The sequence below is a fragment of the Mesorhizobium sp. RCAM 05099 genome (assembly GCF_059683685.1).
This window is the reverse complement of record NZ_CM185035.1, coordinates 1,857,525-1,883,702: the sequence shown is the minus strand read 5'-3', so window position 1 is coordinate 1,883,702 and position 26,178 is coordinate 1,857,525. Positions and strand designations below refer to the sequence as shown.

24 protein-coding genes are annotated in these 26,178 nt (G+C 63.2%); 9 read left to right on the top strand and 15 right to left on the bottom strand.

What is annotated here, in order from left to right:
* The first annotated feature begins 68 nt into the window (after positions 1 to 68).
* Positions 69 to 980, top strand: a complete 912-nt coding sequence (locus AC56QQ_RS09270) for a LysR family transcriptional regulator (protein ID WP_256751564.1) — start codon at positions 69 to 71, stop codon at positions 978 to 980.
* On the opposite strand, the gene AC56QQ_RS09265 is transcribed toward AC56QQ_RS09270, so the two are convergent.
* The 8 genes from AC56QQ_RS09265 to AC56QQ_RS09230 all read right to left on the bottom strand — a co-directional run bounded on the left by AC56QQ_RS09265 (position 981) and on the right by AC56QQ_RS09230 (position 11,762).
* Complete coding sequence (locus tag AC56QQ_RS09265) at positions 981 to 3,305, bottom strand: Tex family protein (RefSeq protein ID WP_497126579.1); 2,325 nt, start codon at positions 3,303 to 3,305, stop codon at positions 981 to 983.
* Between the two features lie 272 nt (positions 3,306 to 3,577).
* The gene (locus AC56QQ_RS09260; protein ID WP_497126577.1) at positions 3,578 to 4,759 is read right to left on the bottom strand and encodes a serine hydrolase domain-containing protein; all 1,182 of its coding nucleotides are present in this window, start codon (positions 4,757 to 4,759) and stop codon (positions 3,578 to 3,580) included.
* Positions 4,760 to 4,791: 32 nt separating this feature from the next.
* Positions 4,792 to 5,988 carry a serine hydrolase domain-containing protein gene (locus AC56QQ_RS09255; protein WP_497126575.1) on the bottom strand — a complete coding sequence of 399 codons (1,197 nt, stop codon included), beginning with the start codon at positions 5,986 to 5,988 and terminating at the stop codon, positions 4,792 to 4,794.
* Positions 5,989 to 6,055: 67 nt separating this feature from the next.
* A complete protein-coding gene (locus tag AC56QQ_RS09250; RefSeq protein WP_497126573.1) occupies positions 6,056 to 7,084 on the bottom strand; it encodes an extracellular solute-binding protein in 1,029 nt (342 codons plus the stop codon).
* 27 nt (positions 7,085 to 7,111) lie between these two features.
* On the bottom strand, positions 7,112 to 7,924 hold the full coding sequence (locus tag AC56QQ_RS09245) for an ABC transporter permease (protein WP_497126571.1): 813 nt from the start codon (positions 7,922 to 7,924) through the stop codon (positions 7,112 to 7,114).
* Positions 7,917 to 8,846, bottom strand: coding sequence for an ABC transporter permease (locus AC56QQ_RS09240; protein ID WP_091577742.1), 930 nt, complete (start codon positions 8,844 to 8,846; stop codon positions 7,917 to 7,919). The genes AC56QQ_RS09245 and AC56QQ_RS09240 overlap by 8 nt, the downstream gene beginning before the upstream one ends.
* Complete coding sequence (locus AC56QQ_RS09235) at positions 8,846 to 9,946, bottom strand: ABC transporter ATP-binding protein (protein WP_497126569.1); 1,101 nt, start codon at positions 9,944 to 9,946, stop codon at positions 8,846 to 8,848. The genes AC56QQ_RS09240 and AC56QQ_RS09235 overlap by 1 nt, the downstream gene beginning before the upstream one ends.
* A 142-nt stretch (positions 9,947 to 10,088) precedes the next feature.
* The gene (locus AC56QQ_RS09230; RefSeq protein WP_497126567.1) at positions 10,089 to 11,762 is read right to left on the bottom strand and encodes an amidohydrolase; all 1,674 of its coding nucleotides are present in this window, start codon (positions 11,760 to 11,762) and stop codon (positions 10,089 to 10,091) included.
* Between the two features lie 258 nt (positions 11,763 to 12,020).
* Here AC56QQ_RS09230 and AC56QQ_RS09225 point away from each other — a divergent pair, with 258 nt between their 5' ends.
* Both AC56QQ_RS09225 and AC56QQ_RS09220 read left to right on the top strand, forming a co-directional pair.
* Positions 12,021 to 12,674 (top strand): TetR/AcrR family transcriptional regulator, encoded by a 654-nt coding sequence (locus AC56QQ_RS09225; protein ID WP_489863038.1) that lies wholly within the window; start codon positions 12,021 to 12,023, stop codon positions 12,672 to 12,674.
* A gap of 23 nt (positions 12,675 to 12,697) precedes the next feature.
* Positions 12,698 to 13,729 (top strand): histone deacetylase family protein, encoded by a 1,032-nt coding sequence (locus AC56QQ_RS09220; protein ID WP_497126565.1) that lies wholly within the window; start codon positions 12,698 to 12,700, stop codon positions 13,727 to 13,729.
* Between the two features lie 36 nt (positions 13,730 to 13,765).
* Here the strand turns inward: AC56QQ_RS09220 and AC56QQ_RS09215 are convergent, their stop codons facing one another.
* On the bottom strand, positions 13,766 to 14,959 hold the full coding sequence (locus tag AC56QQ_RS09215; RefSeq protein ID WP_497126563.1) for a TMEM43 family protein: 1,194 nt from the start codon (positions 14,957 to 14,959) through the stop codon (positions 13,766 to 13,768).
* Positions 14,960 to 15,445: 486 nt separating this feature from the next.
* Between AC56QQ_RS09215 and AC56QQ_RS09210 the strand changes: the two genes are divergently transcribed.
* Together AC56QQ_RS09210 and AC56QQ_RS09205 are read left to right on the top strand one after the other, a co-directional pair.
* A complete protein-coding gene (locus tag AC56QQ_RS09210; RefSeq protein ID WP_497126561.1) occupies positions 15,446 to 16,156 on the top strand; it encodes a helix-turn-helix transcriptional regulator in 711 nt (236 codons plus the stop codon).
* On the top strand, positions 16,153 to 16,923 hold the full coding sequence (locus tag AC56QQ_RS09205) for a helix-turn-helix transcriptional regulator (protein WP_489863042.1): 771 nt from the start codon (positions 16,153 to 16,155) through the stop codon (positions 16,921 to 16,923). Before AC56QQ_RS09210 ends, AC56QQ_RS09205 begins: the two co-directional genes overlap by 4 nt.
* Positions 16,924 to 16,968: 45 nt before the next feature.
* Here the strand turns inward: AC56QQ_RS09205 and AC56QQ_RS09200 are convergent, their stop codons facing one another.
* Genes AC56QQ_RS09200 through motA form a run of 6 tightly spaced genes read right to left on the bottom strand, consistent with a single transcriptional unit; the run spans position 16,969 to position 21,804 of the window.
* Positions 16,969 to 17,406, bottom strand: a complete 438-nt coding sequence (locus tag AC56QQ_RS09200) for a BspJ family T4SS effector nucleomodulin (RefSeq protein ID WP_497126559.1) — start codon at positions 17,404 to 17,406, stop codon at positions 16,969 to 16,971.
* The gene (gene flhB, locus AC56QQ_RS09195) at positions 17,403 to 18,485 is read right to left on the bottom strand and encodes a flagellar biosynthesis protein FlhB (RefSeq protein WP_497126557.1); all 1,083 of its coding nucleotides are present in this window, start codon (positions 18,483 to 18,485) and stop codon (positions 17,403 to 17,405) included. Before flhB ends, AC56QQ_RS09200 begins: the two co-directional genes overlap by 4 nt.
* Positions 18,486 to 18,494: 9 nt before the next feature.
* Positions 18,495 to 19,505, bottom strand: coding sequence for a flagellar motor switch protein FliG (locus AC56QQ_RS09190; protein WP_497126555.1), 1,011 nt, complete (start codon positions 19,503 to 19,505; stop codon positions 18,495 to 18,497).
* 39 nt (positions 19,506 to 19,544) lie between these two features.
* Positions 19,545 to 19,931 carry a flagellar motor switch protein FliN gene (gene fliN, locus AC56QQ_RS09185; protein WP_489863046.1) on the bottom strand — a complete coding sequence of 129 codons (387 nt, stop codon included), beginning with the start codon at positions 19,929 to 19,931 and terminating at the stop codon, positions 19,545 to 19,547.
* 17 nt (positions 19,932 to 19,948) lie between these two features.
* Positions 19,949 to 20,896: a FliM/FliN family flagellar motor switch protein gene (locus AC56QQ_RS09180; RefSeq protein ID WP_497126553.1), complete on the bottom strand. Its 948-nt coding sequence runs from the start codon at positions 20,894 to 20,896 to the stop codon at positions 19,949 to 19,951.
* Between the two features lie 32 nt (positions 20,897 to 20,928).
* Positions 20,929 to 21,804 carry a flagellar motor stator protein MotA gene (gene motA, locus AC56QQ_RS09175; protein ID WP_489863048.1) on the bottom strand — a complete coding sequence of 292 codons (876 nt, stop codon included), beginning with the start codon at positions 21,802 to 21,804 and terminating at the stop codon, positions 20,929 to 20,931.
* Between the two features lie 148 nt (positions 21,805 to 21,952).
* Between motA and AC56QQ_RS09170 the strand changes: the two genes are divergently transcribed.
* Genes AC56QQ_RS09170 through AC56QQ_RS09155 form a run of 4 tightly spaced genes read left to right on the top strand, consistent with a single transcriptional unit; the run spans position 21,953 to position 26,121 of the window.
* Positions 21,953 to 23,074, top strand: a complete 1,122-nt coding sequence (locus tag AC56QQ_RS09170; RefSeq protein ID WP_489863049.1) for a DUF1217 domain-containing protein — start codon at positions 21,953 to 21,955, stop codon at positions 23,072 to 23,074.
* Between the two features lie 7 nt (positions 23,075 to 23,081).
* Positions 23,082 to 23,804, top strand: a complete 723-nt coding sequence (gene flgF / locus AC56QQ_RS09165; protein ID WP_489863050.1) for a flagellar basal-body rod protein FlgF — start codon at positions 23,082 to 23,084, stop codon at positions 23,802 to 23,804.
* 3 nt (positions 23,805 to 23,807) lie between these two features.
* Complete coding sequence (gene fliI, locus AC56QQ_RS09160) at positions 23,808 to 25,211, top strand: flagellar protein export ATPase FliI (protein WP_497126551.1); 1,404 nt, start codon at positions 23,808 to 23,810, stop codon at positions 25,209 to 25,211.
* On the top strand, positions 25,192 to 26,121 hold the full coding sequence (locus AC56QQ_RS09155) for a hypothetical protein (protein WP_497126549.1): 930 nt from the start codon (positions 25,192 to 25,194) through the stop codon (positions 26,119 to 26,121). Before fliI ends, AC56QQ_RS09155 begins: the two co-directional genes overlap by 20 nt.
* The last annotated feature ends 57 nt before the right edge of the window (positions 26,122 to 26,178 follow it).

Sequence of the window (26,178 nt, the reverse complement as noted above, 5' to 3'; positions counted from 1 at the left end):
TATCGGCCCGCGGCCGGAAAAAATCAAACGAAATTGCTTCACCGATCAATGAGCGTTAGTAATGGATGATGAGTGTCCAACGTCGCCTTTTGCCCAACATCAGCGCCCTCGCAGCCTTCGAGGCGGTGGCCCGTCTTGGCAGCTTCACCGCCGCTGCTCAGGAACTGGACCTGACCCAGGGCGCGGTCAGTCGGCAGATAAGATTGCTGGAGGATCAATTCGGCCGCCGGCTGTTCGAGCGCGACAGCCGCAATGTCAGGCTGTCGGCACCGGGTGAAATCTATGCCGAGGCGGTGCGTTCGGCGCTTGGCCAATTGCGTGACGCAGCGCTTGGATTGATGAGCAATCGGCATAGTGGCATCCTCAACTTGGCTATTCTGCCGACCTTCGGCACGCGCTGGCTGATGCCGATGATCCCTGATTTCGTCGAAAACAACCCTGATATCACCATCAACTTCGTCACCCGCGTTGGCCGCTTCGACTTCGCTCGCGAACGGCTGGATGCCGCCATCCACTATGGCTTGCCCGACTGGCCGGAGGCCGACTCGACGCTGCTGGTGCGCGAGACGGTGGCGCCCGTGGTGTCACCCGAATTCCTCGCTGGCCGCGCCATCGCCACCCCGGCCGATATCGGCCGCTTGCCGCTGCTGCACATGGCGACGCGCCCCGGTGCCTGGACCGAATGGTTCGAGCATCAGGGCCTGAGCGCGCCGACCGGGCCGGGCATGCAGTTCGAACAGTTCGGCACCGCCGCCCAGGCCTGCATGGCGGGGCTCGGCGTGGCGCTGTTGCCGCTGATCCTCATCGCCGGCGAATTGCAGCGCGGCCAGTTGGTGCCGGCGCCCGGCCAGCCCATGCAAAGCCGCAGCGCCTATTATCTCGTCGTCCCGCACGACAAGCGCGGCCATCCGCCCGTCGCCAGCTTTCGCGACTGGCTGCTGGGCCAGGTTGAGAAGGAGCCGGCCGTTCTGGCGTGGTAGCTACTTCCGCTTCAGCGCATCGGCAAGCGCCGCACCGAACGCACCTTGCTGGGCCGGGCGTTCCGGCTGGCGCTGTGGCGTCGGCGAACGTGGCGCCGATCTGCCGCCGCCATTGTCGCGCGGCCCGCCGCGCGATGCACCACCTTCGCCGCCGTCCTTGCGCATGGAAAGGGCGATGCGCTTGCGCTTGATGTCGACCTCGACGACGCGCACCTTGACCACATCGCCAGCCTTGACCACCTCATGCGCGTCCTTGATGAACCGGTCGGCGAGTTGCGAGACATGCACCAGTCCGTCCTGGTGCACGCCGATATCGACGAAAGCGCCGAAGGCGGCGACATTGGTGACCGTGCCTTCCAGCAGCATGCCGGGCTTCAGATCCTTGATGTCGTCGATACCGTCGGCGAAAGTCGCCGTCTTGAAGCCGGGGCGCGGATCGCGGCCCGGCTTTTCCAGCTCCGCCAGGATGTCGCGCACCGTCGGCAGGCCGAAACGCTCATCGACGAAGACACGCGGGTCGAGCGCTTTGAGCGCGGCACTGTCGCCCATCAACGAGCGCACATCGCGCCCGCAGGCGGCGACGATCTTCTTGGCCACGCCATAGGCCTCCGGATGCACTGACGAGGCGTCGAGCGGCTCGCTGCCATTGGCAATGCGCAGGAAGCCGGCGGATTGTTCGAACGCGCGTGGTCCAAGGCGCGGCACCTTCAACAGGTCGCGCCGGCTGGCGAAGGGTCCGGTCGCATCGCGATGCGCGACGATGGCGTCGGCCAGCGACGCGCCGAGACCCGAAACCCGCGCCAGCAACGGCGCCGAAGCGGTGTTGAGATCGACGCCGACCGCGTTGACCGCGTCCTCGACCACCGCCTCCAGCGAACGGCCGAGCCGGTACTGGTCGACATCATGCTGGTACTGGCCGACGCCGATCGACTTGGGCTCGATCTTGACCAGTTCGGCGAGCGGATCCTGCAGCCGCCGCGCGATCGACACCGCGCCGCGCAGCGACACGTCGAGGCCGGGGAATTCCGCTGCCGCCGTCGCCGATGCCGAATAGACCGAGGCGCCCGCTTCGCTGACGATCACCTTGAGCGGCTTCGGCCCTGAATCCGACGGCATGTCGGACAGCATGTCCGCCACCAGCTTTTCCGTCTCGCGGCTGCCGGTGCCGTTGCCGATCGAAATCAGCTCGACCTTGTGCAAGCGAATGAGCTTCGCCAGTTCGGCCTGTGTGCCGCGCACATCGTTCCTCGGCGGAAACGGATAGACCGTCGTCGTTGTCAGCACCTTGCCGGTGCCGTCCACCACAGCCACCTTGACGCCGGTGCGGATGCCGGGATCCAGGCCCATCGTGGCACGCGAACCGGCGGGCGCGGCCAACAGCAGATCCTTGAGGTTGCGGGCAAAGACGTGGATCGCTTCCTCCTCGGCCCGCTCGCGCAGGTCGCGCATCAGGTCGAGCGTCAGGTGCAACGACAGTTTGATCCGCCAGGTCCAACCGGCGACCTCCATCAACCAGCGATCGCCCGGCAGGCTGCCACCGATGGCATAGGCATTGGCGATCATCCGCTCGACCGGCTTCACCGGCGAGGTGTCATCGGCATCGACCTCGATGTCGAGCGACAGCACTTCCTCGTTGCGGCCGCGCAGCATTGCCAGCGCCCGGTGGCTCGGCACATTTGCCCAGCGCTCGACATGGTCGAAATAGTCGGAGAACTTCGCGCCGGCCTCCTGCTTGCCGTCGACCACCCTGGCGCGCATGAAGGCGCGCTCCTTCATGTAGGTCCGCAATTTGCCGACCAGGTCGGCATTCTCGGCGAATTGTTCCGACAGGATATCGCGCGCACCCTCGAGCGCCGCCTTGGCATCGGCCACCTCCCCGGTGACATAGGCGAGCGCCAGCTCGGCAGGCACCAATGCACGGTTCGCGAGGATGGCCTCCGCCAGTGGCCCCAGCCCACGCTCCCTGGCAATCTCGGCCTTGGTGCGCCGCTTCGGCTTGTAAGGCAGATAGATGTCTTCCAGTTCCGCCTTGGTGGTGGCGGCGATGATCTTGCCTTCAAGCTCCGTGGTCAGCTTGCCCTGCTCGCGGATGGAACCGAGGATGGTGTCGCGGCGCGCGTCGAGTTCGCGCAGATAGGCAAGACGCTCGGAAAGCAGCCGCAGTTGCGTATCGTCCAGCCCGCCGGTCACCTCCTTGCGGTAACGCGCCACGAACGGCACCGTCGCGCCCTCGTCGAGCAGTTCGATCGCCGCGGCCGCCTGTTCTGGCCGCGCGGCGATCTCGGCCGCGATGATGGCTGCGATGCGCTTGATGTCGGATGCCATGTCGTTCCTGCTCTCGTCGAAAAGAGCGCGACCATAGGCGCAGACTTCCAGTCCGCCAACCGCCGCGTTTCCGTCAGCCCGGCGGTCCACAGGAAAGCACGGGCTGACTTGGCGCTCAGGCGCGGTCTTAAGGTGTGTTGAGATTCAGGTTAGGCCGAGGCGAAAACGATGGCTTTCGAGAACCGGAGCGGAGCGGACATTCAGGTCCGTGAGCACCGGAAGCGCAGAAAGCCGTCGTTTGCAGGCCGGCATCACCTGAATATCAGCACACCTTAGACCATCCGGCTCAGGGCCTCGAAAAAGGCGACGATCTCCACATCGAGCGGATCGTCGACCGGCTCCGGCTGCGACGACATCTTGGCGATCACCACTTCGGCCTTCGGATCGACATAGAGCCATTGGCCATGGATGCCAAGGCCGAAGAAGGCACCGCTTGTCCCACCGGTCTGGTACCATTTGTTGCGGTAGCGTCCTTGCGGCAGAAGGAAGGCCATGGTGCCGCGCTGCCAGGCTTCGGAACTGCCGCCGGTGCTGGTCGTGTCGCGCACCCAAGCCTCCGGCACGATGCGCTGGCCATTGGCCATGCCGCCTTGCCGCATCATTTCGCCGACACGGGCCAGATCGCGCGGCGTCACCGAAATGCCGCCGGCGGTACGTGCCGTGCCTTCCATGTCGACGCCGATCGAGGCTTCGCTGACGGCGCCGAGCGGCAGCCACAGCTTCTCGCGCATCAGGTCGTTGAAGCGCTGGCCGGACGCCCGCTCGAGCAGGATGCCGAGCAGGTCGGAATTGGGCGAGCGATAGCGGAAGGTCTGGCCATGCGGCTCGGCCAGCCGCTGCAGCGTCAGGATGAATTCGCGCAGGCTTTCCGTACCGCCGCCCGGGTTCCACAGCGTGGCGCGGCGATAGCGGGCAAAGTCGCTTTCCGGGTCCAGGTACGCTTCCTCGAAATCGAGGCTGACGCTCATGTCGAGCACATGCCGCACGCTCGCATCGCCATAGGCTGAGCCGGCGGCTTCAGGGATATAGGCCGTCACCGGCGCTTCCGGGTCGAACACCCCCTCGCCTTCCAGTATGCCGGCGACAATCGCGGTCAGCGACTTGCTGATCGAAAAGATGATGTGGCGGGCGCCGAAATCCATGTGCGGCGCGAACCAGTCGCCGACGATCTTGCCACCCTTCATCACCGTCAGAGCATCGGTACTCGATCGTACGAGGAACTCGGCCACCGTCTCGGGAGCGCTCGCCACCGTGACCTTGTCGCCAAGCAGGCCACTCAGATCCCGCACCGGCGCCTCGACAAGGCCCGGCGCTGCCGCCACGCGTGCGGTCGGCACCAGTTCGCCCAGATTCTGGAACGACCAGCGGTTGAACGGGTTTTCGCGCCAGTTGGCGAGCAGCACCTCGTTGCGGCGGAAGCCATGGCGGATTTCGAACGCGGTCTTGCCGGTCATGGCATTTCCTTCCAGGTCGTTTCTTTTGGGATTTAGCTGAGTGCGGCGGCGATGGCGTGCACGGCCTTCAGCGTCGCCATGGAATAGGCTAGATTGCTGAAATCCGGATAGGTCGAAAGCTTCACCACGACCATTCCGGTGTTCCAGTCGATATGGATCATCTGTCCGAACACGCCCCGGCACATCAGCGCGCGCGAGCGCGGATCCTCGATCCAGAACTGGTTGCGATAGCTGCCTTCCGGCAGGCTGGGGCTGAAATCCGGTCCGTGCCTGCCATTGCGCGTCGCCTCGATCCAATCGGCCGGCACGATGCCGCCGCCATTGTCGAGGATCAGCTGGCCAAAGCGGCCATAGTCGCGCAGCGTTGCGTTGAAGCCACCATCGGCCACCGCATAGCCGGCGCTGTCGACGGTGAAGCAGGCGCTTTCATCAGTGCCGAGCTTCTGCCAGAGTTCTTCCGAAACCAGCTGCGGCAGACGCTTGCCCGTCACCCGTTCCATGATGAAGGCGAGCACATCGGTCTCGATCGAGCGGTACTCGAACGCGGCCCCATGCGGGCGGACCGTTTCCTTCAAGCCCAGGATCAGCTCGAACACATGCGAGGGCCAGCGGAAGGCCGGATCGCTGCCCGGCGGCACCGGCTTCCACCCGGTGGCGACATCGACCTGACCGATGTCGGAATAGCGGTCGGTATACTCCTCGGAGAAACGCACCCCGCTCGTCATGTCGAGCACGTGCTGGACGCTGGCGCCGGCCCAGCCTGTTTGCGCCAGTTCCGGCAGATAGGTCGTCACCGGCTTGGCCGGATCGATCAGGCCGCGGCCGACCAATATGCCAAACACCGAGCCGGTGACGGACTTCGCCATCGACTGCGACAGGTGCAGCGTGCGCTCGCCCATGCCGTTGAAATAGCGTTCGTAGGCGACCTTGCCGTGCTTGAGCACCAGGAAGCCATCGGTGTAGGTCTCGTCGAGCAGCCCGGCGAGCGTTGTCGGCTTGCCCTCGCCGTCCTCGACCGCCAGCCCGTCGAGATCCACCTCGGCGCGTTCGAGACGGTGTCGGTGGCCATTGCCGCGCCAGACTTCGGCGGTCGGCAGGATTTCGCGGATATGCTGGAACGCCCAGCGGTTCCAGGGCGGCCTATCCCAGTCGAGCTTCGGCGGCACCATGACGGGCGGCGAGCCCTGCATGATCGGCGGCCGCGGATCGGAATTGCGGTAAGATCTCATGGAACCCTCCCCGTAAGCGCAAAGAAGGGAGGCCGAAGCCTCCCTTCCGCTGGACTTTAGACCGAACCTATTTGCGCAAATTGGTCCAGATCTTGTTGTAAATTTCCACCACATCCGGCGGACAGGGCGGAACGAACTCCGCCGCCGGGGCACCGGCCGGGGGGTTGATTTCAGGCGACGCGGCGAAATCAGCCGGCAGGAACTTGTGGCTGCCGGCAATACCATTGTCGTAGCCTGCGAATTCCGAGATCAGCGCAGCGTTTTCCGGAGCCATGATGAAATCCTGGAACAGCTTGGCATTTTCGAGGTTCTTGGCGCCCTTCAGCACCGCCACATTGTCCATCCAGCCTTCGATGCCTTCCTTCGGATAAGCATATTTGATTGCCGGGATTTTCTGGCGCGCTCGATAGGTCGCGCCGTTCCACGCTTGCGTTACGATGACGTCTCCGGAGGTGATCTTGGTGATCGTGTCGTAACTGAAGGTCTTCCATGACGGCTTGGCGGCCGTCAGGATGTCGTTGATTTTCTTCAGGTCGGCCTTGTCGGCGCCACAGCGCGGCACGCCGGCATAGCGCTCCGCTGCATGCATGACGGTGTTGACATCGTCGAGCATGTTGATCTGGCCCTTCAACTCGTCCGGCGGGTTGAACAGGATCGCCAGCGTGTCGATGTTGCCCTTGTACTTGTCGGTGTTGACTTCGAACGTCGTAGTGCCGAACTGCCATGGCGCGGTGTAGTGGCGGCCGCTGTCCCAATAGATGTCGAGGAAACGCGGGTCGATGTTCTTGCCATTCGGCATCGCGGCGGGCTCGGTCTTTTCGAGCAGACCCTCGTCGACCATGATCTTCACGGTGTAGTCCGATGGCACCACGATGTCATAGCCGGAATTGCCGGCGCGCACTTTCGACAGCATGGTTTCGTTGGAGTCGTAGTCGTCCAGCGTGACCTTGACGTTGTACTGCTTTTCGAATTTTTCGATCAGCTTGGGATTGGTATAGTCACCCCAATTGTAGATGTGCAACTCGCCATCGGCGAGCGCAGGCACTGCCCATAAAAGCGCTGCCGTCGAAACGGCGGCCATCAGTTTCCTAGACATTTTGTTCTCCTTTGCCTTCCCATTAATTCACTTGGCGCGTCGGCGCGCGATGAGGAACGATACCGAGACGAAGAGGATCGAGACCAGGAGCAGGATGGTGGAGATGGCATTGATCTCCGGCGTCATCGGCCGCCTGATCTGGTTCCAGATATAGAGAGGCAGCGTCGTCTGCCCGGGCCCCGCGACGAGCTGCGTGATGGTGAAATCGTCGAAAGACACGATGAAGGCGAGTGCGGCGCCAGACAGAATGCCGGGGACAAGCAACGGCAATGTTATGCGCCGGAAGGCATGCCAGGGTGTGGCATAAAGATCGGCCGCGGCGGATTCGAGCGTCAGATCCATGTCCTCCAGGCGCGCCCGGATCGGCATATAGGCGAAAGGAATGCAAAACACGGTGTGGGCAAGGATCAGATTGCCAATGCCGAAATTCAGCCCGAAGGCGCCGGCGATCAAGGCAAAGAAGGACAAGGTCGCCACTGCTGTGATGATTTCGGGGACCATCAGCGGCAGGTTGATAACCATGAAGGCCGCCGGAAGCCCGCGCCAGGGTTTCACCCGCGTCATGCCGATCGCCGCCAGCGTGGCGCATATGGTCGAAATCACGGTCGCGCTCGTCGAAATGATCAGCGTGTTCTTGGCAGCGTTGTGGAATTCCTCATTGAGCAGCGCGCTCCCGTACCAGCTCAGGCCAACACCCTCCCAATGGGTGACGAGCGAACCGGTGTTGAACGAAAAGATCATCAGGATCAGGATCGGCACATAGAGCACGCCAACGCATATGATGGCGATGGTGCGGAAGCCCGGCTGGTCCTTGATATCGACGTTGCGGGGATCAGCCATGCTGGACTTTCCCCGACGTGTTGCGAACGTAGAAATAGAGCGCGACCAGCACAGCAGCCATCAGGATCAGCGCTTGCGCACAGCCGAGCGGCCAGTTGCGCCCGGAACCGAACTGCTGGGCGATGAGATCGCCGATCATCAGGTGGATGCCGCCGCCAAGGATAAGCGGCGTCACATAGGCGCCGAGGGCGGGAATAAAGACCAACAGACAGCCCGCGATGATGCCCGGCAGCGACAGCGGAATGATCACCCGCCAAAGAGCTTGCCGGCGTGTCGCATAGAGGTCGTTGGCGGCTTCGACCAGCCGGAAATCAAGCTTCTCCAGGCTGGCATAGAGCGGCAGGATCATGAATGGCAGGAATGAATACAGCAGGCCGAGTTGGATGGCGAAATTGGTGTAGAGCATGGTGATCGGCTTCTCGATCACGCCAAGCCCCATCAAAAGATTGTTGATGAGGCCTTCGTCGCGAATGATGAACATGATGGCCAGCGTACGTACCAGAAGGTTCGACCAGAACGGAATGGTGATCAGCAGCACCCACCAGTTGCGCTGTGCCGGTGTCCGCGTCGCCATGAAATAGGCGGTTGGAAAACCAAGCAGCAGGCAGATGACCGTCGTCACCACTGCGAACAGAAACGAGCGCAGATAGATGATCAGGAAATCCGGCGTAAACTGCAGCGTGTCGTCGAAAATGTCCTGCTGGAACAGGAAGTTAAGATAGGCGTCCGTCGAAAACTTCCACTGGACGCCACCATAGGGCGCGGCCTCGAGAAACGAATAGACTAGGATAATCAGCAGCGGCAACACGCCGAAAATACCGATGATGACCAACGCCGGCGTAGCCAGCAGGCGATTGCGGCGGCTCGCGGCCCGCTCCGCTTTGGCTTCGAACAACGCAGCCCGGGAAACAACGTTTGCCATCAGTCCCTCAAAATCCGGGCGCCGTCGTCCTCGAACACGATACCGACCTTGGCGCCGGGTTCGAACGTCACCGCGCCGGACCGGCTGTTCTGCTGGCGCACGATGAAGTTGTCACCGCTATCAAGCTTCACGTGATAGTGGGTATCGGTGCCGAAATAGACGACGTTCGCCAAAGTTCCGGCGACCGTGCCTTTGGACGCGTCGGCGATCAGATCCGCATGCTCCGGCCGAACCACGACCGTCACCGCATCGGAGGGATCGAAGTCTTCCGGGAACCCTGCCGCCACGATTGCGTCGGAAGCGAGCTTGACGGTGGCGACACCGGATTTCTTCGACACCACGGTCCCCTTGAGGAAATTGGTCTCGCCGATGAAGTCGGCGACGAACCGCTCGGCCGGGCGGTCGTAGATGTCGCGTGGCGAGCCTACCTGGAGGATCTTGCCGGCCGACATGACCGCGATGCGGTCCGACATGGTCAGGGCTTCTTCCTGGTCGTGGGTAACGAAGATGAAGGTGATGCCGGTTTCGTGCTGCAGCCGCTTCAACTCGATCTGCATTTCCTTGCGCAGCTTGTAGTCGAGTGCGGAGAGCGGCTCGTCGAGCAGCAGGACCTTCGGCTGTGGTGCGAGCGCCCGGGCCAACGCCACTCGCTGCTGCTGGCCGCCGGAGATCTGGCTGGTGCGGCGATTGCTCAGCGCTTCCATCTTGACCAGCTTCAGCATCTGGGCGACGCGCGCCGCAATCTCCGCCTTCGGCTTGCCCAGCATTTCCAGACCGAAGCCGATATTGTCGGCCACCGTCATGTGGGGAAACAGCGCATAGGACTGGAAGACGGTGTTGACCGGCCGCTTGAACGGCGGCAGCGGCGCGATGTCTTGTCCGTAGAGCAGGATTTCGCCGGCACTCGGAAAATCAAAGCCGGCTATTAGCCGCAACAACGTCGTTTTTCCGCAGCCGGATGGTCCCAGCAGTGTGAAGAACTCGTTCTCGCGGATCGATACCGAGACCGTGTCGAGGGCAGCGACCTGCCCCTCACCCGATCCGAAAATTTTGCTGACGTTTACTACTTCAATCGCATTCCGATCCGGTTTGTCCGGCACGATTACGCCTCATCGTTGACCCCGCTCTTGCTGGCGGAGCTGTTCCCCTGTTGGATGTGATCATACGCCCGGTATGTTGGCAAGCCCGGCATTGAATCACAGTTCAGTTAGTAGTCTTGGGGTAGCAAGCCCCATGCCACAGTCAGGCTTGGTAGGTGATTTTGCCGCCACAGATGGTCGTCACCGGCCGCACCGTATGCAACGCTTCCGGGGCAGTCCTCTCGATATCGGCCGACAAAACGACAAGATCCGCCAGATAACCCGGCTTCAGCACGCCTTTGCGGTCTTCCATGAATTCGCTGTAGGCGCCCTCGACCGTATAGCCGGCAAGCGCTTCATGCAGCGAGAAACTCTGGTCCGGCAAGCCTTCTGCCCAAGGTTTGCGCATGACCGCAGCTTGGATGCCCAGGATCGGATCAACCGGCGAGACTGGCCAGTCGGAAGCGAACACGACGCGGGCGCCAGCATCCTTGAGCGTGCGCCAGGCATAGCTCAGCGGCCACTTGTCGCGACCGATGCGCGAAATCGTCGGCTCCAGCGGAAAGTTCATGGCGCCGGGCGGATGCGGCGGTTGCATCGAAGCGATGACGCCAAGTTCGGCGAACCGAGGCACATCCGTCGGGGTGGTGACCTCGATATGCTCGACGCGGTGACGGCTGTCGCGCTTGCCATTGGCCTTTTGCGCCGCCTGATAACCGTCGAGCACTGCGCGGACTGCGCCGTCACCGATCGAATGAACGGCGATCTGCAGGCCTCTGCGGTCGGCCTCCACCGCCACCTCGGCGAAGTGCTCGGGCGTGAACAATGGCTCGCCGCGCCAGCCGGGACGGTCGGCATAGTCGTCGACCATCACGGCGGTCCAGGAATCGAGCACGCCGTCATAAAACACCTTGACCATGCCCGAGGACAGCCATTCGGACTTGTAGGTCGCGGCCATGGCAGACGCTTTTTCAAGTATACCCAGCTCCATGAAGTTCTTGAAATGGAACGGGATTTTTGTACGGCATATGAGCCGCCCTTCTTGCTCCAGGCCGGCAAGCAACTCAAGCTGGTAGAGGTTGCCGTCCATGTTCTGGATCGACGTGATGCCGTGGCGGGCGCACCATTCCAGGCCGCGATGCATCAGATCCCGATCGGCGGCAAGCTCCTCGGCGGACGGATAGGGCTCCGGCTCGCCACCCGTAAGACCGAGCCGTGTGCGGTTCTGCCCGAAATGCTCCAGGATCGGGCCGAAAGCCTCGCCCTCGCGCAATTCGCCCGCCGCGAGGCCATCGGCACCCATAACGATCTCATTGCCCGGTCCCAATTCCCTGCCATGCAGGAGGCCCGCCTCTTCCAGCGCCTTGGTGTTCGCCCACATCGTATGATGGTCGGAGGCCGACATGGCGAACGGGCGATCGGGGATGATTTGGTCGAGATGGTGGCGCGTGACCGGCTCGGGCAGGATCGCATAGTCGACGCCGGCGCCGATCAGAAGCCTGGCATTGGGCCGCGCCGCGGCAAAGGACTGGATAGCATCGCGCAAGGCATCGAAGCCATGCACGCCAGCCAGATGCAGATTGTCGAGTTCAGCCGCGCCGCCGAACAGATGCATGTGTGCTTCGATGAAACCAGGCAGGACCGAACCGCCCTTGGCGTCGATCACCTGTGTGGCCGTTCCCTTGAGCTCTTCGATTGCAGCGCGGCTGCCGATGGCGAGGATGGCGCCGTCCTTGACGGCGACTGCCTCGGCGGCGGGATTGTCATCGTCCATGGTCAGCACACGACCATTGATGACGATCAGATCCGCACTACGACCCGCACCCGTGACAGACATCGCGACTCCGCGCTTTTGATGACCGATTGAGACCGACAGTCCTGCGCTCAACGACCTGCCGCTCCACCGGAGCGGCGCCACGGAACAAAAACGATGCCAGTCCGCTGCCTTCGAAATTCCCCTTGTTATCCCTGAGGACAGCGTGGATAAAGAATGCGATTGATTATTCGCGTTTGTCAACATGCGGAATTTAGAATGTATTGTGGGCAGCATCCTCCGCCTGTGTTCGGACCGGGCGGGGAACGAGGACATCAAGCAGTGAAGCGCAGTCTCGATCGCAAAACCAGGATAGCGCTCGAGCCGCGCAAGCAGCCGCGGCAACAGCGCTCGAGCAAGGTGGTCGACCGGATTCTCGACGCGGCGCTGATCTTGACGCGGGAGCAAGGAACCAGGACGCCGACGACGCTTGCCATCGCGCAGCGCGCGGGCCTGTCGGTTGGTTCGATCTATCAATACTTTCCCAACAAGGAAGCCATTCTTCTGGACCTCGCCCGGCGCTGGCTGTCATCCTTTCCCGAGGTGATCGCGAAGCGCATCAAGGTCGCCCCGCCCACCAACCGCGAAGAGTTCCGGCGGGAAGTGCGCAAGCTCTTCATCGACACGTCCAGGCTCTATCTCGAGAACGCCACCCTTATGCCGGTGATCGAGGCTATTTCAGGCAACGCCGACCTCAGGCCGATCCAGAACGAATATGACGAGCAGATCATCGCGCTTTACGCCGCCTGGCTGCGACACGTGAACCCTGCGCTGGAAGACAAGATCGCCAAACGGCTCGGCCTGGTCATGATGGAGGTCGGGCACGCCTGCCGGCTTGTCGGCATGAAAAGAGATCGCAAGACGTTCGACCTCATCGAGGACGATGTCGAATCCATGTGGCTCGCTTTGGTGACGCCCTATCTCAACCTTGACTGACTTCGCACATCGAGAGGAACCTTATGAAGACTGTCTATTCGCCGCTTCATGCCGGCCATACCGGCCAGATGGAATTGGTCACATCAGCCATCGTGCCGGGTTTTGAGAAGCCTTCGCGGGCCGAATTCATCAAGGCGCGGGTCGAAAGCGAGAAGCTTGGTCCGATCATCTTGCCGCTCGAGCATGATCTTGCCGCCGCCAGGCGTGTCCACAAGGTCGACTACATCGACTTCCTGCCGACGGTCTGGCCGCAATGGACGGAAGCCGGCTTCAAGGGCTCGGCGATGCCTTTCACCTGGCCGACGCGCGGCCTGCGCGGCGACGTGCCGCCAAAGCGCATCGACGCCCTGCTCGGCTACTATTCCTTCGATGGCGGCGCCACGTTCGTCGAAGGCACCTGGACCGCGATCAAGTCGTCCTATGACGTGGCGCTCACCGCCGCTGGCCTGGTCAAGGGTGGTGAGGCCTCCGCCTTCGCGCTCTGCCGTCCGCCCGGCCATCACGCCGGTGCCGGCTTCATGGGCGGCTATTGCTACATCAACAACGCCGCCGTCGCCGCGCAATGGTTCCGCGACCAGGGCGCGGCCCGTGTCTCCATCCTCGATGTCGACTACCACCACGGCAACGGCACGCAGGAAATCTTCTATGACCGCGCCGACGTGCAGGTCATCAACCTGCATGGCGACCCGATGACGGAGTATCCGTTCTTCCTCGGTCATGCCGACGAACGCGGCGCCGGTACGGGCGAAGGCTTCAACATCAATTATCCGATGCCGTTCGGCACCGATTGGGGCGCCTGGAACGCCTCTCTTGAGGACGCCTGCGTCAAGCTTGCCGCCTATGCGCCGGACATCGTCGTCGTTTCGCTGGGTGTCGACACCTTCGAGAAGGATCCGATCAGCCAGTTCAAGCTGAAGACATCGGACTATCCCAAGATCGGCCGCCGCATCGCCAAACTTGGCCTGCCGACATTGTTCGTCATGGAAGGCGGCTATGCCGTCGAGGAGATCGGCATCAACGCCGTCGGCGTGCTGACCGGTTTCGAGGACAAGTAGGAAGCAACGGGGGCGCAAGCGCCCCCTCGTTTCCAACTAGGCGGCAGCACCAGTGCTCGGCGTGGCCATCGGTGCGGATGCCTTGCGTGAGCGGCCGAGATAATAGACCGCCGCCGCCGCGATCACGCCGGCCGCCAGGATGCCCGCCGCCAGGACCGGCCGGTACCAGAACCAGGCAATCGCAATCGTAGTCGTGCCAACCAGGATCGACAGGAAGAAGGCGATAATGCCGGTTCCCATCCGCGCCATGCTGCCGAGGAGCGGGATGACGTCGAGGATCACGCCGATCGGGCCGAGGAACAGGGCAAAGCCGATGGTCAGCAGCAGCAGGCCGGCGGCGCGCAGCAGCCACGTGATCAGCGTGTTTGCACTGACCGCCTCGGCGAACATCTTGTCGGCCGGCACGGCGCCGGTGTCGACCATCAGCAACGCATCGCCCGCCTCTGTCTGGTAAGGCTCGAACCGGCTACCGGCCTGGCGCGCGACGATGCTGACCACGCCGAGCGGCGCCAACTCATAGCCGATGCGATAATCGCCCAGCGCCGGCGATGTCGTGTCGGCGCCGAGATAGATCTTGCCGTCGACGACGTTGATGGGCTTGGCGCCGGTATAAGCAGCCTTGATCGCAGCCGCTTGGCTGGAGGCGAGCGAATAGTCCTTGTCGCCTTCGATACGGTCAAGCACCGGCGTATCGAGATCGAACGCGACAAGCTTGCCGTCCGGAATCTGGAAGGTCTTGCTGTGGATTTCCATCGGCGGATTCTGGTGGCCGTCCGGCTTCTTGAAATCCGATGAGTCGATCTGGCTGTCGTCCCACACCTTGGAATAGGAGTAGGTCGTCACCGTCTCCTCGCCACCGCCCAGCTTCTTCGTCATCTCCGACTTGGATTCCTCTTTCCACTGGTACATCTCGGCGGTGCGCGACAGGCGCAGCCCTTGCGCCGCGATGCCGAAATCCGGATCGGACAGGCCGCTGTCGGCCGTCACCGGCCCGCTGACATGCACCAGCTTGCCGTCATTGGCGGCATCGACGCTGTCGGCCCCTACCGAGACCACGGCACCCGCGCCCTCGGCCAGCGAGCGCGCCGTCTGCACCGCGCGGCCCTCATTCCAGAACAGCCCGATCACCATCAGCACAATCAAAAGCAGGCCGAAGATGACCCCGCCGACCGCACGCTTGATCCGCCCGAACCACGAGACGGATGTAACTTCCCGAAATGAATCGCTCATCGTTTCCCCCGAAACCAAGATTTCCGCCGCGCCGGTCTTGTCGCCCGCGGACACGGCTGCAAGAGGCGCCCACCTCTTCAGTCGCTCCGGAACCTACCGGAATCGATCGGCCGCCGATATGGCTGGCTTGCAACCAGAGCCGGCTTTTCGTGTCCCGGTCTCGAAAGGCGCGAAAATGGGTCTCTGAGTCGCATGCGAGTCGACGCGATTCGATTTTGTCAAATCGCATTTGATGTCGGATTCATCTGCGGATAGATTAGAAGCGAATCAGCCGGTCCTCGGGGGGCGGCGACCACCCAAAGTCTCACGTTCCGGAGTTTTCCGGCGCCAGACGCGGACGTCTTCGCGTTCCCTGAATGGATTCGGATCTGGTTGGCGCAACTCTGCGCCACGTGTGTGTCTTCGTCAAAGTAATGCGTATTCGGGTTCGGCGGCTGGCTTCCAGCATCCGGACAGCAGAAACGATTCCGGCCAAAAGCAACAAGAATGAGCAGTCCCGCCGCGCAACTTCAATCCGACACATTGGGCTCGCGCCTGGCGTCGCGCGGTGATCTGACCAGCTTTTTCATGCAACTGACCGCCGAGATCGGCGCCGACAGCTACATGCTCGTCGCCATCGTCCACGACCAGGACCGCAACGACGCGCGCATCGTCTCGTCCAACTGGATTTTCGACGCCATCGAACTGATCGGCAAGCGGCTGATCGCCGGCCTTGCGCAAGGGGCGCTCACCGTCGCGCCCGGCATCCGTCCGAAGCCGCTGGTGGCGGCCCAGGCACCAGACGCCGACGGCCTGGTCACCGGCGAGGAGGCCCGCCTTCTTGACGTGCTTGGCCATGCCGAAATCTATTCGCTGCGCCTCCATGTCGGCCGTCAGCGCCTGTTCGCCTTGTTCTCGGCGGCGACCGCCGGCAGCATCGACCCGCCGGCGCTGATGAAGGCCCAGCTGAAGTGCTGCTACGCGCTCTCGAACATCCCGCAACTGATCGCCGCCGCCGCCATGCAGGATCCGCTGTCGGATCGCGAGCGCGAATGCCTGTTCTGGGTCTCCGAAGGCAAGACCACCGACGAGGTGGCCGTCATCCTTGGCGTCTCTTCCAACACCGTCAACAGTTACATCACCCACGCGATCCAGAAATTCGCGGCCAGCAACCGCGCGATGGCCATCGCCACGGCGATCAGGAGCGGCATCATTTGAAAAACGCCGACATCAAGGAGGCTGCCGAAGCCCTTTTCAACGAGCAGCGCAATCCGTTCGGCGCCTTTTCGCTCGGTTCCGAAACCCATCACGCCGTCACCATTCCCGATGCCGTGCGCCGCTGCCGCTGGATCGCCGTCGACATCAACGCGGCGGCCTTCGGCCTGTTCTTCGTCAGCCCGTCGCCGGAGCGGGCACGGCTCGTCCCTTGCTTCGATTCCGACTATCCCGGCGTTGGGGTAGCGACGAAATTCATTTCAGGCGCCAATGGCGAGGAGATCGTGCGCCACACCCGCATCTCGACGGAGCCGCGCTGGTGGACCGACGACGGCTTGGCTGCCGCGGCGGAGACGTTCCGCAATCTTGCCTGGACCGAGCAGATGGCGCCACTGGCGCCAGGCACCAGCGGCATCGCATTCCCCGTCCACGCAGACCGCGGGCAATGCGGCCTCGTCGTTTTCCTCGGTTCGGAGATTATCTTGCCGCAGGACGCGCTCTACGAAATCCATGCCCGCTGCTTTTCATTGTTCGCCGCTGTCGCCCGCATCCGTCCAAGCGACGCAGGTCGGACGCGCTCGATCTCCAAACGCGAGCTCGAATGCCTGAAGCTGACCGCCAATGGCAACACCAGCGAGGAGATCGCGCGCCTCCTGAAGCTGTCGGTGCACACCGCCAACCAGTACCTGACCCAGTCGACCCAGAAGCTCAACGCCGTCAACCGCAACCAGGCCGTGGCCAAGGCGCTGCGGCTGGGCTTGATCGAATAGAGCGGTTCGAGGATCGGCCGGCGGTCGCCGGGAATTGATCGACTCTCAGCGAAAGGCCAGGGGCTCGACCTTGCGAATACGCGCTTGTTCGATCACCGCCTCCAGCAGGGCCGTGTTGTGCTCGGGGTTCTCGCCCGGCTTCTCGAACGAAACATAATTGACCGTCACCGAGGTGCCGCGCTCGCTCAGCGTCAGCTGGAAATAGACCGTGACGCCGGGCGGCCGCAGTTCCAGATCGAGCACGATGCGCGGACTGCCGCTCCAGTCGACATGCGCCTCGCCGCCGTGGCCGAGCCTCAGCGTGCCCGGCCTGAAAAACAACTCCGCCGCTGAATCGACCAGATCCGACAGACAAGCGAAATGCTCGAGCCGGATGAAGGCGATATAGTCGGCGACATCGATCAGCCTGAGTTCCCCCACCACCTGTTCGATGGCGTCGGCGACGATGATCTCGCGGGAATTTGCGTGCGGTTGGCGGTTCATGAAGTCTGTCTGCGCTCAGCCTTTTTCGAGTAGACGATCCGCACCAGTTCGGCGACGGCCTGATAGAATTGCGACGGGATCACATTATCCACCGAAACTTGCTTGTACATGGAGCGGGCGAGCGCCACGTCCTCGAAGATCGGGATATTGTGTTCCCGCGCGATCTCGCGAATCTTGAGCGCCATCAGATCCTGTCCCTTGGCCAGCACCAGCGGTGCCGCGTCCTCGTCGCGCACATATTTCAGCGCGATCGAGAAGTGCGTCGGGTTGGCGATGATCAGCGTCGCGCGCGGCACCGCCGTCATCATCCGCTTGCGCGCGCGGTCGCGCGCCAGTGAACGCAGCCGCGACTTGACGATCGGGTCGCCCTCGGACTGCTTGAACTCGTCCTTGACCTCCTGCTTGCTCATGCGCAGGTCCTGCTTCCAGTGGAAGCGCGACCAGACGATATCGACCGCCGCGATCAGCCCCATGACGAAGACGATCGCCACCAGGATGTCGACGGCGATGCCGCGGATGACAAGGCCGAAGGCGACGGGATTGGTGATCATTCCGGCGAGCAGCTTGCGATGGTCTTCCGACAGCGTGAAGGCGAGCACGGCAATGGCGAAGCCGACCTTGCCAAGCGACTTCAGGAACTCGACCCAGCCCTGAATGCCGAACAGCCTGCTCCAGCCCTTGGCGATCGAGATGCGCGAGAGTTGCGGCCGCACCCGATCGCCGACGAATTGCGGCATGTTCTGGAACACCGAGGCGCCGACACCTGCAACGGTCAGCAGCACCAGCAGGCTGACGAGTGCGCGGCCCACTTCGAGGAGGACGATCTTGTAGAGCGCGATGACGTCGGTCTCGGTGTCCATCGGCCAGGCTTCCGGCTTCTCCAGGAACATCGACAGGAACATGCCGAGATCGACAATGGCGTCCTTGGCATAGAAGACGGTGAACACCAGGATCGCGACAAAGGATGCGAGAAGCGCCGTTTCCCGCGAATGGGGCAGCTTGCCCTGTTCGATGGTGTCGCGGATCTTCTTTTCCGTCGCCTCTTCGGTTTTCGAATCCTTGTCGACCGCGTCAGCCATGCCGCAATCTTAGGCGGCGTTCTGGGTCGCGGGCAGCTCGAACGCGCCTTCGCGCGACAGCCGGATCGTCGTCGTCACGATCGTCTTGCGGGCCGCCATGATGTCGGCAAGGGGAATCCCCTCCGAACCCTGTCCGAGTTCGGACTCGATCATGCGCCGCGATCGCGCGCCGATCGCCGACAGCACCGCCTCGGCGAGTGCGGCCGGAGCACCGCGCAAGGCCAGCGTGACCAGTTCGGTCGACAGCCCGTCGAACAACAGCACCCGCGCTTTCTGTGTCAGCAGCGGCAGGTCGTCGAAGGCGAACAGGCGCGCCCTGACGCCGTCGAGATCGGGCGTTCCGGCGGCCTCGAGATCCTGCATGACCTCCTCGAGCAGCGGCTTGTCCAGTTCGTTGAGCACGCTGGCGACGCGGGCCTGTCCGGCCGATGTGTCCTTGGTCGAGGTTTCCGTCAGCACGCTGGAGCGCAGCCGGTCCTCGACGATCCTGCTGGCGGCGTCCGGAACATTCGCCATCGTCACCATGCGCTTGATGATTTCGCCGCGCATCGGCTTCGTCATGGTCAACAGGACGCTCGCCGCCGCCTGCGGTGCCAGCTTCGACAGCACCATGGCCGCGGTCTGCGGATGTTCGCCAGCCAGGAACGTGCCGAGCCGTGCCGGCTCGAGCTTCTCGAGTTCGGGCCAGATCGGCGGCGGGCTTTCCGGCGCGACCTCGAACCTCTTGTCGCCCATGATGGCGCTCATCTCCTCGGGCGAGAGCGATTCATTGAGGATGGTGTCCATCCTGTCGGCCGAATCGAGCAATCCCGCCCCTTCGGTGAACTCGGCCTCGAATTCGGCGACGATGCGCTCGAGATCGCTTTGCGGGATCGTCCGCAGCAGGCGAGCGCCCTCGATCAGCGCCTTCAATTCTTCCTGCTTGAAGAATTTCAACAGACGGCTGGCCGACGGTTTGCCCATCGCCACCAGTATGGCGGCCGCCTTCTGCGCGCGCGTCAGCGTCGCTGCCGTCGTCATGCCTCTCGCCTCCGCCACCGGCAAGCCCCGCAACCCATGCTAGGCGCCCTTCGAGCCGGCGATGATTTCGGTCAGCCTGATGCCGAAGCGCGACGGATCGCTTTCCAGCACGGTGATCTCGCCGCGGGCGATCTTGCGACCGTTGACCACGACGTCGACAGGTTCGCCGATACGGCGATTGAGCGCCACCGTCGACCCCTTCTGCAGCGCCATCAAGTCGGAGACCGGCATCTCGGTGCTGCCGAGGATGATCTGGACATCGACGGGGATGTTCATGATGACGTTCGAATTGGCGCCGGAGGCGGCCCTGAACGCCGCATCGGGGCGTTTCTCCTCTTCATGCAGGACACCGCGCAACTCTTCGATGGCACGGTCGAGCTGCTCGTCCGGCTGGTCGAGGTCGGCTTCCACCTTGGTCATGGCCATGCTTCGTCTCCAAATGCTCAGGCACGCCCGGCGGCAGCCGGCATCAGCCCATCGATGAAGTCCTGCCCGGCATCATAGGGATGCCGGATTCGAACGGTGTAATTCTGCCCAAGTTTGCCGAACTCGCACACGAACAACGTCTGGCCGCGGGCGCCGAGGCGCGCCCGCGACTGCGCGGTTTCCTCGAATTCGATAACCTGGCCAATTTCGAAATCGGCGAGGTCGCCGAGCGTCAGCCGGGCCAGAGGCATGGTCGCCTCGAGCGCGACGGTGGAGCGCATCACCTCTTCCGAAAAGCGCGCGCGCCAGATGGCGCCAAGATCGCCCTCGCTCGCCCCGGCAGCGCCGCCGCGGCTGGCCAGCACGATACGCTGCGGCATCGTCACCGTGACGGTGCCGGTTTCGGCCGGTGTCGAAATGCCAAGGACGATGCGCACTGCCGCGCCGTCGCGCAGCACGTGCCGTTTCGCCTCGCTGCCCGACATCGCCCGCGGCACGGGCAGGCGCAGGTCAAGCGAGCGCCGTCCCGATCCGTTGAGCGCCTGCGCGACCTGCTGGAACACCATGGTCGAGACATCGACTTCGATCTGCGACAGATCGCGCTCGATCGGCGACACCGGCAGGTCTGGATCGCCGCCGAACAGCGTGCAGACCATGATCGCGATCGCGGGAGCATCGATCACCAGGGTCATGGCGTCGGAGGAGGTGGACGATGCGACGATTGTCATGGCAAACGTGTCGCCGGCACGCGAGCGCGCCTCCGAGACGCGGCTGACCTCGACCGCCCTGAGATCGACGGTGACCGGGACGCCAAGCTCACTGGTCAGGCTCTTCTGCAGCAGCGGCGCGGCGCGCTCGGCCATGGCCCGGCCGGTACCGATGACCTGAGCGGCCTCGCCACTGTCGCCGATCAGACGCTCGATGATCAGCGAGCGGGCTTCCGCTGGGCTTCCGGGACTGGTCATGGCAGGGCTTGGACCAAGCTGTCGCGCATCGTTCAGGCGGCCTTCTTTTCGGCGGAGCCCGTGTTCATCGTGCTCTGCTCGACGGCGTCGATCGTCGGCCGCTCATAGGACGATATGGTCTTGCGGCCGAACTCGATCGCCACCTGCGGCAGTGCGCCGTTCATGTAGGCCAGCAGCGTCTGCTTGACGATGATGTAGAGGCGGTTCTTCTTCTCGCGCACCGTCTTGATCTTGGTGGCGATAGGCCCGACCACCGCGTAGGACAGGAAGATGCCGAGGAAGGTGCCGACCAGGGCCGCGCCGATCAGGCCACCGAGGATTTCCGGCGACTGGTCGAGCGCCCCCATCGCCTTGACCACGCCAAGCACGGCGGCGACGATGCCGAGCGCCGGCAAGCCGTCGCCGACCGCCACCAATGCGTGATAGGCCTTCATCTTGTCGGACTTGATGGTCTGGATCTCCTCGTCCATCAGCGCCTCTATCTCATGCGAGCGGGCATTGCCGATGATGATGATGCGGCAATAGTCGCAGATGAAGGCCATCAAGTCGTGGTTCTTGAGCACGGTCGGAAAGGCCTGGAAGATCGCCGACTCCTCGGGGTTGTCGATATGCGCTTCGACCTCGCTGCGCGACTTCGAGCGCAGCTCGCGCATCAGGCTGTGCAGCACGCCGAGCGTTTCCAGATAGTCCTGTTCCTTCGGCACCGCTTGCTTGAACGCCTCTATGATGCCCTTGCCGGTATCCTTGACCGTCTTCATCGGATTGGCGACCAGGAATGTGCCCAACGCCGCGCCGCAGATGACCACGGCTTCCCACGGCTGGACCAGCACGTGCAGATGGCCACCCATGGCCATGAAGCCGCCAAGGACGCAGCCGAGCGTAACCACCAGTCCAATCAGAATGCCCACGGCAGGTCCTTCGCATTTCACATCAGGAGCAACGGATAGTCCCCGTGCCTTGTGTGAGGCTTGAATCGAGGCGTGTCGAAGACGATTCAGTTTCGCGCAAGGAAGTGGGGCTATTGTGCTGGCATAAGCTACGGCCGGAGGCGCGTTCTTGCTCAATACCTTTACCAGCTACCAGCTCATCACCAAGGACATCGGCAAGTCGCTCGACAGGATCGAGCAGCAGCCCGTGGTCGACCGCGATACCAAATATTATCTGGACAACATCACCAAGGTGAAATCGATCGACGATTTCGTCAACAACGACCGGTTGTTCAAATATGCGATGAAGGCCTATGGGCTCGAGGACATGGACTACGCCAAGGCCTTCATGGTCAAGGCGCTCAAGGAAGGCGTTTCCGATCCCGACAGTTTCGCCAACAAGCTCACCGACAAGCGCTATGCCGAGTTTGTCAGCGCCTTCAACTTCGCCGCCAATGGCGCCGATGCGACCATCTACAACAAGGCGCAGCAGCTGGTGACGAAGAACTACGCCGCACAGGCGGAAATCGCCGGCGTCGATCCGAATTCGGACTATGTGAAGGGCGAGACGACATACTATCTCGCCAACATCACCAAGGTGAAGTCCATCGATGATCTGATGGGCAACAACCGGCTTTACACCTATGCGCTGGCCGCGTTCGGCCTCGATTCGGCGACGGAGGACAAGGACCTCATCAAGCAGGTCCTGCAAGGTGGCGTGAGCGATCCCGACAGCGTCGCCAACAAGCAGACGAATCCGGCTTACGCGGCATTGGCCTCTGCCTTCAATTTCAAGGCCTATGGCGAGAACGCCACCACCTACAATCCCGCGCAGCAGCCGACTGTCGACAAATACATGCGCCAGACCCTCGAAGAGGATGCCGGCAATACAAACCAGGGCGTGCGGCTGGCGCTCTATTTCGATCGCAAGGCGCCAACCATCACCAGCTGGTACGACGTGCTTGCCGACACCGCCCTTGCAAGCGTCGTGCGCACCGCGCTCGGCCTCCCCGATTCCTTCGCTACCGCCAACATCGACAAGCAGGCGCAGCTGTTCGAGCAGAAACTCGACATCTCGGACTTCTCCGACCCGGAGAAACTCGGCAAGTTCCTGACCCGCTTCACCAGCATGTGGGAGATCAACAACCCGACCTCATCGGCCGTCACCTCGGTCAGCGTGCTGTTTGCCCAGCCGCTCACGGTGGGCATCTCCACCGACCTTATGATGGCCATGCAGAAGCTGAGGTTCTGAAACCATCATGCGGGACAGCCTGTACGTCGCCCTTTCCTCGCAGATCGCGCTCGAGCGCCGCCTCGACACGATCGCCGACAACGTCGCCAACGCCTCGACGATCGGCTTTCGCGCCACCGGTGTGAAATTCGAAGACGTCGTCTCCGGCAGCGGACCGAAATCGGTATCCTTCGCGTCCCCAGGCAAGACCTATCTTTCCGGCGCCCATGGTGCCTTGACCGAGACTGGAAATCCGTTCGATTTCGCCGTCCAGGGCGACGCCTGGTTCGCCATCGACACTCCGGTCGGCACCGTCATGACCCGCGACGGACGCTTTTCGATGAACGAGAATGGCGAACTGATGTCGATCGAGGGCCACCCGGTGCTCGATGCCGGCGGCGCGCCGATCCAGCTCGACCCACGCAACGGTCCGCCCAAGGCCGGCGCCGACGGTTCGCTGCGCCAGAACGATCAGCTTGTCGGCTCCATTGGCCTCTACAATTTCGATCCGGGCGAGAACTTCGTCCGCTACGGCAATTCCGGCGTCGTTCCAGCACGCACGCCAGAGCCGGTCACCGATCGTTCCGATGTCGGGATCGCCCAGGGATTTCTCGAAGAGTCCAACGTCAATCCGGTGCTGGAGATCACCCGGCTGATCATGGTTCAGCGCGCCTTCGAGAACACCGCCGCCCTGATGCGGCAGACGGACTCTTCCACCGACGAGGCGATCAAGACACTCGGCTCGAAGTAACCCATGTCGCTCGACCTGCCATCCATACGCGCACCCGAACGACAGCTCCAGCCGGCGCCGGAAGACCGGCTTGCCGCACTGGAACGGGTATGGCGGCGCTTCGTCGACACCGAGGCGCTGCTCAAGCGCGGCGGCCGCGTCGCCGAAGTCACGCCCACGCACTACAAGGTTCGTGGCCTTTCCGACTTCGCCGTGCTGGGCGACATCGTCGAGCAGCGCGGCCAGGCCGGCACGCGCCGCGGCGAGATCGTCAAGATCAGCCGTGACGAAATCGTTGTCGCGCCTTTCGAACGCAGCGCCGATGCCGGTATCGGTGATGCCGTGTTCCGCCGTGGTCCGCTCGCTGTGGCGCCGCATGCCTCGTGGCGCGGCCGTACCATCGACGCGCTCACCGGGGCGATCGACGGCGGCCCGCCGCTGATCAGGGGAGACGACGCGTCAAGCGCCGCCCTGACGACGCCCGGCGCCATGGCGCGGCAGCGCGTCGGCACCGCCTTCATGACCGGCGTTAAGGTCATCGACATCTTCACCCCGCTTTGTTTCGGCCAGCGCCTCGGCGTCTTTGCCGGCTCCGGCGTCGGCAAGTCGACGCTACTCGCCATGCTCGCCGGCGCCGACGCGTTCGACACCGTCGTCGTCGCGCTGATCGGCGAACGAGGCCGCGAAGTCCGTGAATTCCTGGAGGATACGATCGGCGACAGCATGGCCAAGACCGTCGCCATCGTCGCCACCAGCGACGAGAGCGCCATGATGCGCCGGCGCGCGCCGGACACCGCCATGCGCGTCGCCGAGCATTTTCGCGACCAGGGACAACGCGTGCTCCTGGTGCTGGACTCGATCACCCGCTTCGCCCACGCCTTGCGCGAGGTGGCGACGGGAACCGGTGAGCCTCCGGTCGCCCGTGGCTATCCCGCCTCGGTGTTCACCGAACTGCCCAAGCTGCTTGAGCGCGCCGGGCCCGGCGCCGAAGGCAAGGGATCGATCACCGCCATCATTTCCGTGCTGGTCGATGGCGACGACCACAACGACCCGGTCGCCGACTCCGTGCGCGGCATCCTCGACGGCCATGTCGTGCTCGACCGCGCGATCGCCGAACAGGGCCGCTATCCGCCGGTCAATCCGCTGTCGTCCATATCACGACTGGCCGGCAAGGCCTGGAGCGTCGAACAGCGCGCGCTGGTGACAAGGCTGAAGTCGATGATCTCCCGCTTCGAGGACACGCGCGACATCCGCTTGCTGGGCGCCTACCAGGGCGGTGCCGATGCCGAGCTCGATATCGCGGTGCGTCAGGTGCCGCTGATCTACGAGGCGCTCACGCAATCGCCGAAGGACCGCCCATCCGCCGATCCGTTCTCCGATCTCGCCCGTCACCTCAAGAGCAAGATGAATGCCGATGCAGGAGACTGAACGCCAGTACACCGAGCGCATCCTGCGCGAAATGATCGACGAGGCCAAGGCTGCGGAGAAAGCCAGGGCTGACGAAACGCGAGTTGCCAAGGCAAAGGCTGCCCGCGCCATAGCTGCCAAAGCCGAGGCTATTCTTGCCAGAGCTGTCAAGCCGGTCCTGCCCAGGGCCGCCAGGGCTGAGCCGGTCCTGGCCAGGGCCCCCAAGGCTGAGCTTGTCCTGGCCAGGGCCCCCAAGGCTGAGCCTGTCCTGGCCAGGGCTGCCAAGGCCGAGCCTGTCCTAGTCAGAGCACCCGAACTCGCGCTGCCCGAGGTTCGCCAGGCGGAGGCTGCCGAGCTTGCGCAGGCCAGCCGCGACTCGCTGATCGACGGCCTGTTCCCGCTCACCGAATGGCCGCAGCCACCAAAGGCGCCGTTTCCCAGGCTGAAGAAAGAGTCCAGCCGGCGCAGTGACTTCGTCGTCGCCGCGCTCGGCATCACGCTCGGGCTGATCTGCGCCCTGTTTCCCTGGTATATCTTCTTCAACCAGGAACAGTTTGGCGTCCAGGCGATCAAGTTCGGCGGCACCGGCACCAATTCAGGGCGAGCCGGCGGCGGCGTGGTCGCCGAACGCAGCGCGCCGCTGATGGCAAAGGACGTTCCGGCCGTCAATCTGGATCTGCTCGCCACCGGAACGGTGCAGGACGACCCCAATCCCGCGCCCGCCGAGCAGCCCTTTCCGACAGACGCCACGAAATTCCGCATGGTTCATGTCGCCAATGGCCGCGCCATGATCGAGGACGATGCCGGCCTCTGGATCGTCCAGCGCGGATCGATATTGCCGGACTCCAGTCAGGTGTCTTCCATCGAGCAGCGCAACGGCAAATGGGTCATGGTCACCAGCACCGACCAGGTGATCGAGCTTTCCAGGTAGACACCCCGCGTTTGAGGGCCCTGCTATCCGCAAGGTCCGCGCAAGACTGACGGCCTA

Coding starts and splice junctions, on each gene's coding strand:
- AC56QQ_RS09230 (WP_497126567.1), bottom strand. CDS start 11,762: ATGTCTGTCACGGGTGCGGGTCGTAGTGCGGATCTGATCGTCATCAAT.
- AC56QQ_RS09255 (WP_497126575.1), bottom strand. CDS start 5,988: ATGAGATCTTACCGCAATTCCGATCCGCGGCCGCCGATCATGCAGGGC.
- flgF (WP_489863050.1), top strand. CDS start 23,082: ATGCGGGACAGCCTGTACGTCGCCCTTTCCTCGCAGATCGCGCTCGAG.
- AC56QQ_RS09180 (WP_497126553.1), bottom strand. CDS start 20,896: ATGACCAGTCCCGGAAGCCCAGCGGAAGCCCGCTCGCTGATCATCGAG.
- AC56QQ_RS09260 (WP_497126577.1), bottom strand. CDS start 4,759: ATGACCGGCAAGACCGCGTTCGAAATCCGCCATGGCTTCCGCCGCAAC.
- AC56QQ_RS09270 (WP_256751564.1), top strand. CDS start 69: ATGAGTGTCCAACGTCGCCTTTTGCCCAACATCAGCGCCCTCGCAGCC.
- fliN (WP_489863046.1), bottom strand. CDS start 19,931: ATGGCCATGACCAAGGTGGAAGCCGACCTCGACCAGCCGGACGAGCAG.
- AC56QQ_RS09210 (WP_497126561.1), top strand. CDS start 15,446: ATGAGCAGTCCCGCCGCGCAACTTCAATCCGACACATTGGGCTCGCGC.
- flhB (WP_497126557.1), bottom strand. CDS start 18,485: ATGGCTGACGCGGTCGACAAGGATTCGAAAACCGAAGAGGCGACGGAA.
- AC56QQ_RS09215 (WP_497126563.1), bottom strand. CDS start 14,959: ATGAGCGATTCATTTCGGGAAGTTACATCCGTCTCGTGGTTCGGGCGG.
- AC56QQ_RS09200 (WP_497126559.1), bottom strand. CDS start 17,406: ATGAACCGCCAACCGCACGCAAATTCCCGCGAGATCATCGTCGCCGAC.
- fliI (WP_497126551.1), top strand. CDS start 23,808: ATGTCGCTCGACCTGCCATCCATACGCGCACCCGAACGACAGCTCCAG.
- AC56QQ_RS09155 (WP_497126549.1), top strand. CDS start 25,192: ATGCCGATGCAGGAGACTGAACGCCAGTACACCGAGCGCATCCTGCGC.
- AC56QQ_RS09250 (WP_497126573.1), bottom strand. CDS start 7,084: ATGTCTAGGAAACTGATGGCCGCCGTTTCGACGGCAGCGCTTTTATGG.
- AC56QQ_RS09265 (WP_497126579.1), bottom strand. CDS start 3,305: ATGGCATCCGACATCAAGCGCATCGCAGCCATCATCGCGGCCGAGATC.
- AC56QQ_RS09245 (WP_497126571.1), bottom strand. CDS start 7,924: ATGGCTGATCCCCGCAACGTCGATATCAAGGACCAGCCGGGCTTCCGC.
- AC56QQ_RS09220 (WP_497126565.1), top strand. CDS start 12,698: ATGAAGACTGTCTATTCGCCGCTTCATGCCGGCCATACCGGCCAGATG.
- AC56QQ_RS09190 (WP_497126555.1), bottom strand. CDS start 19,505: ATGACGACGGCAGCGACGCTGACGCGCGCGCAGAAGGCGGCCGCCATA.
- AC56QQ_RS09240 (WP_091577742.1), bottom strand. CDS start 8,846: ATGGCAAACGTTGTTTCCCGGGCTGCGTTGTTCGAAGCCAAAGCGGAG.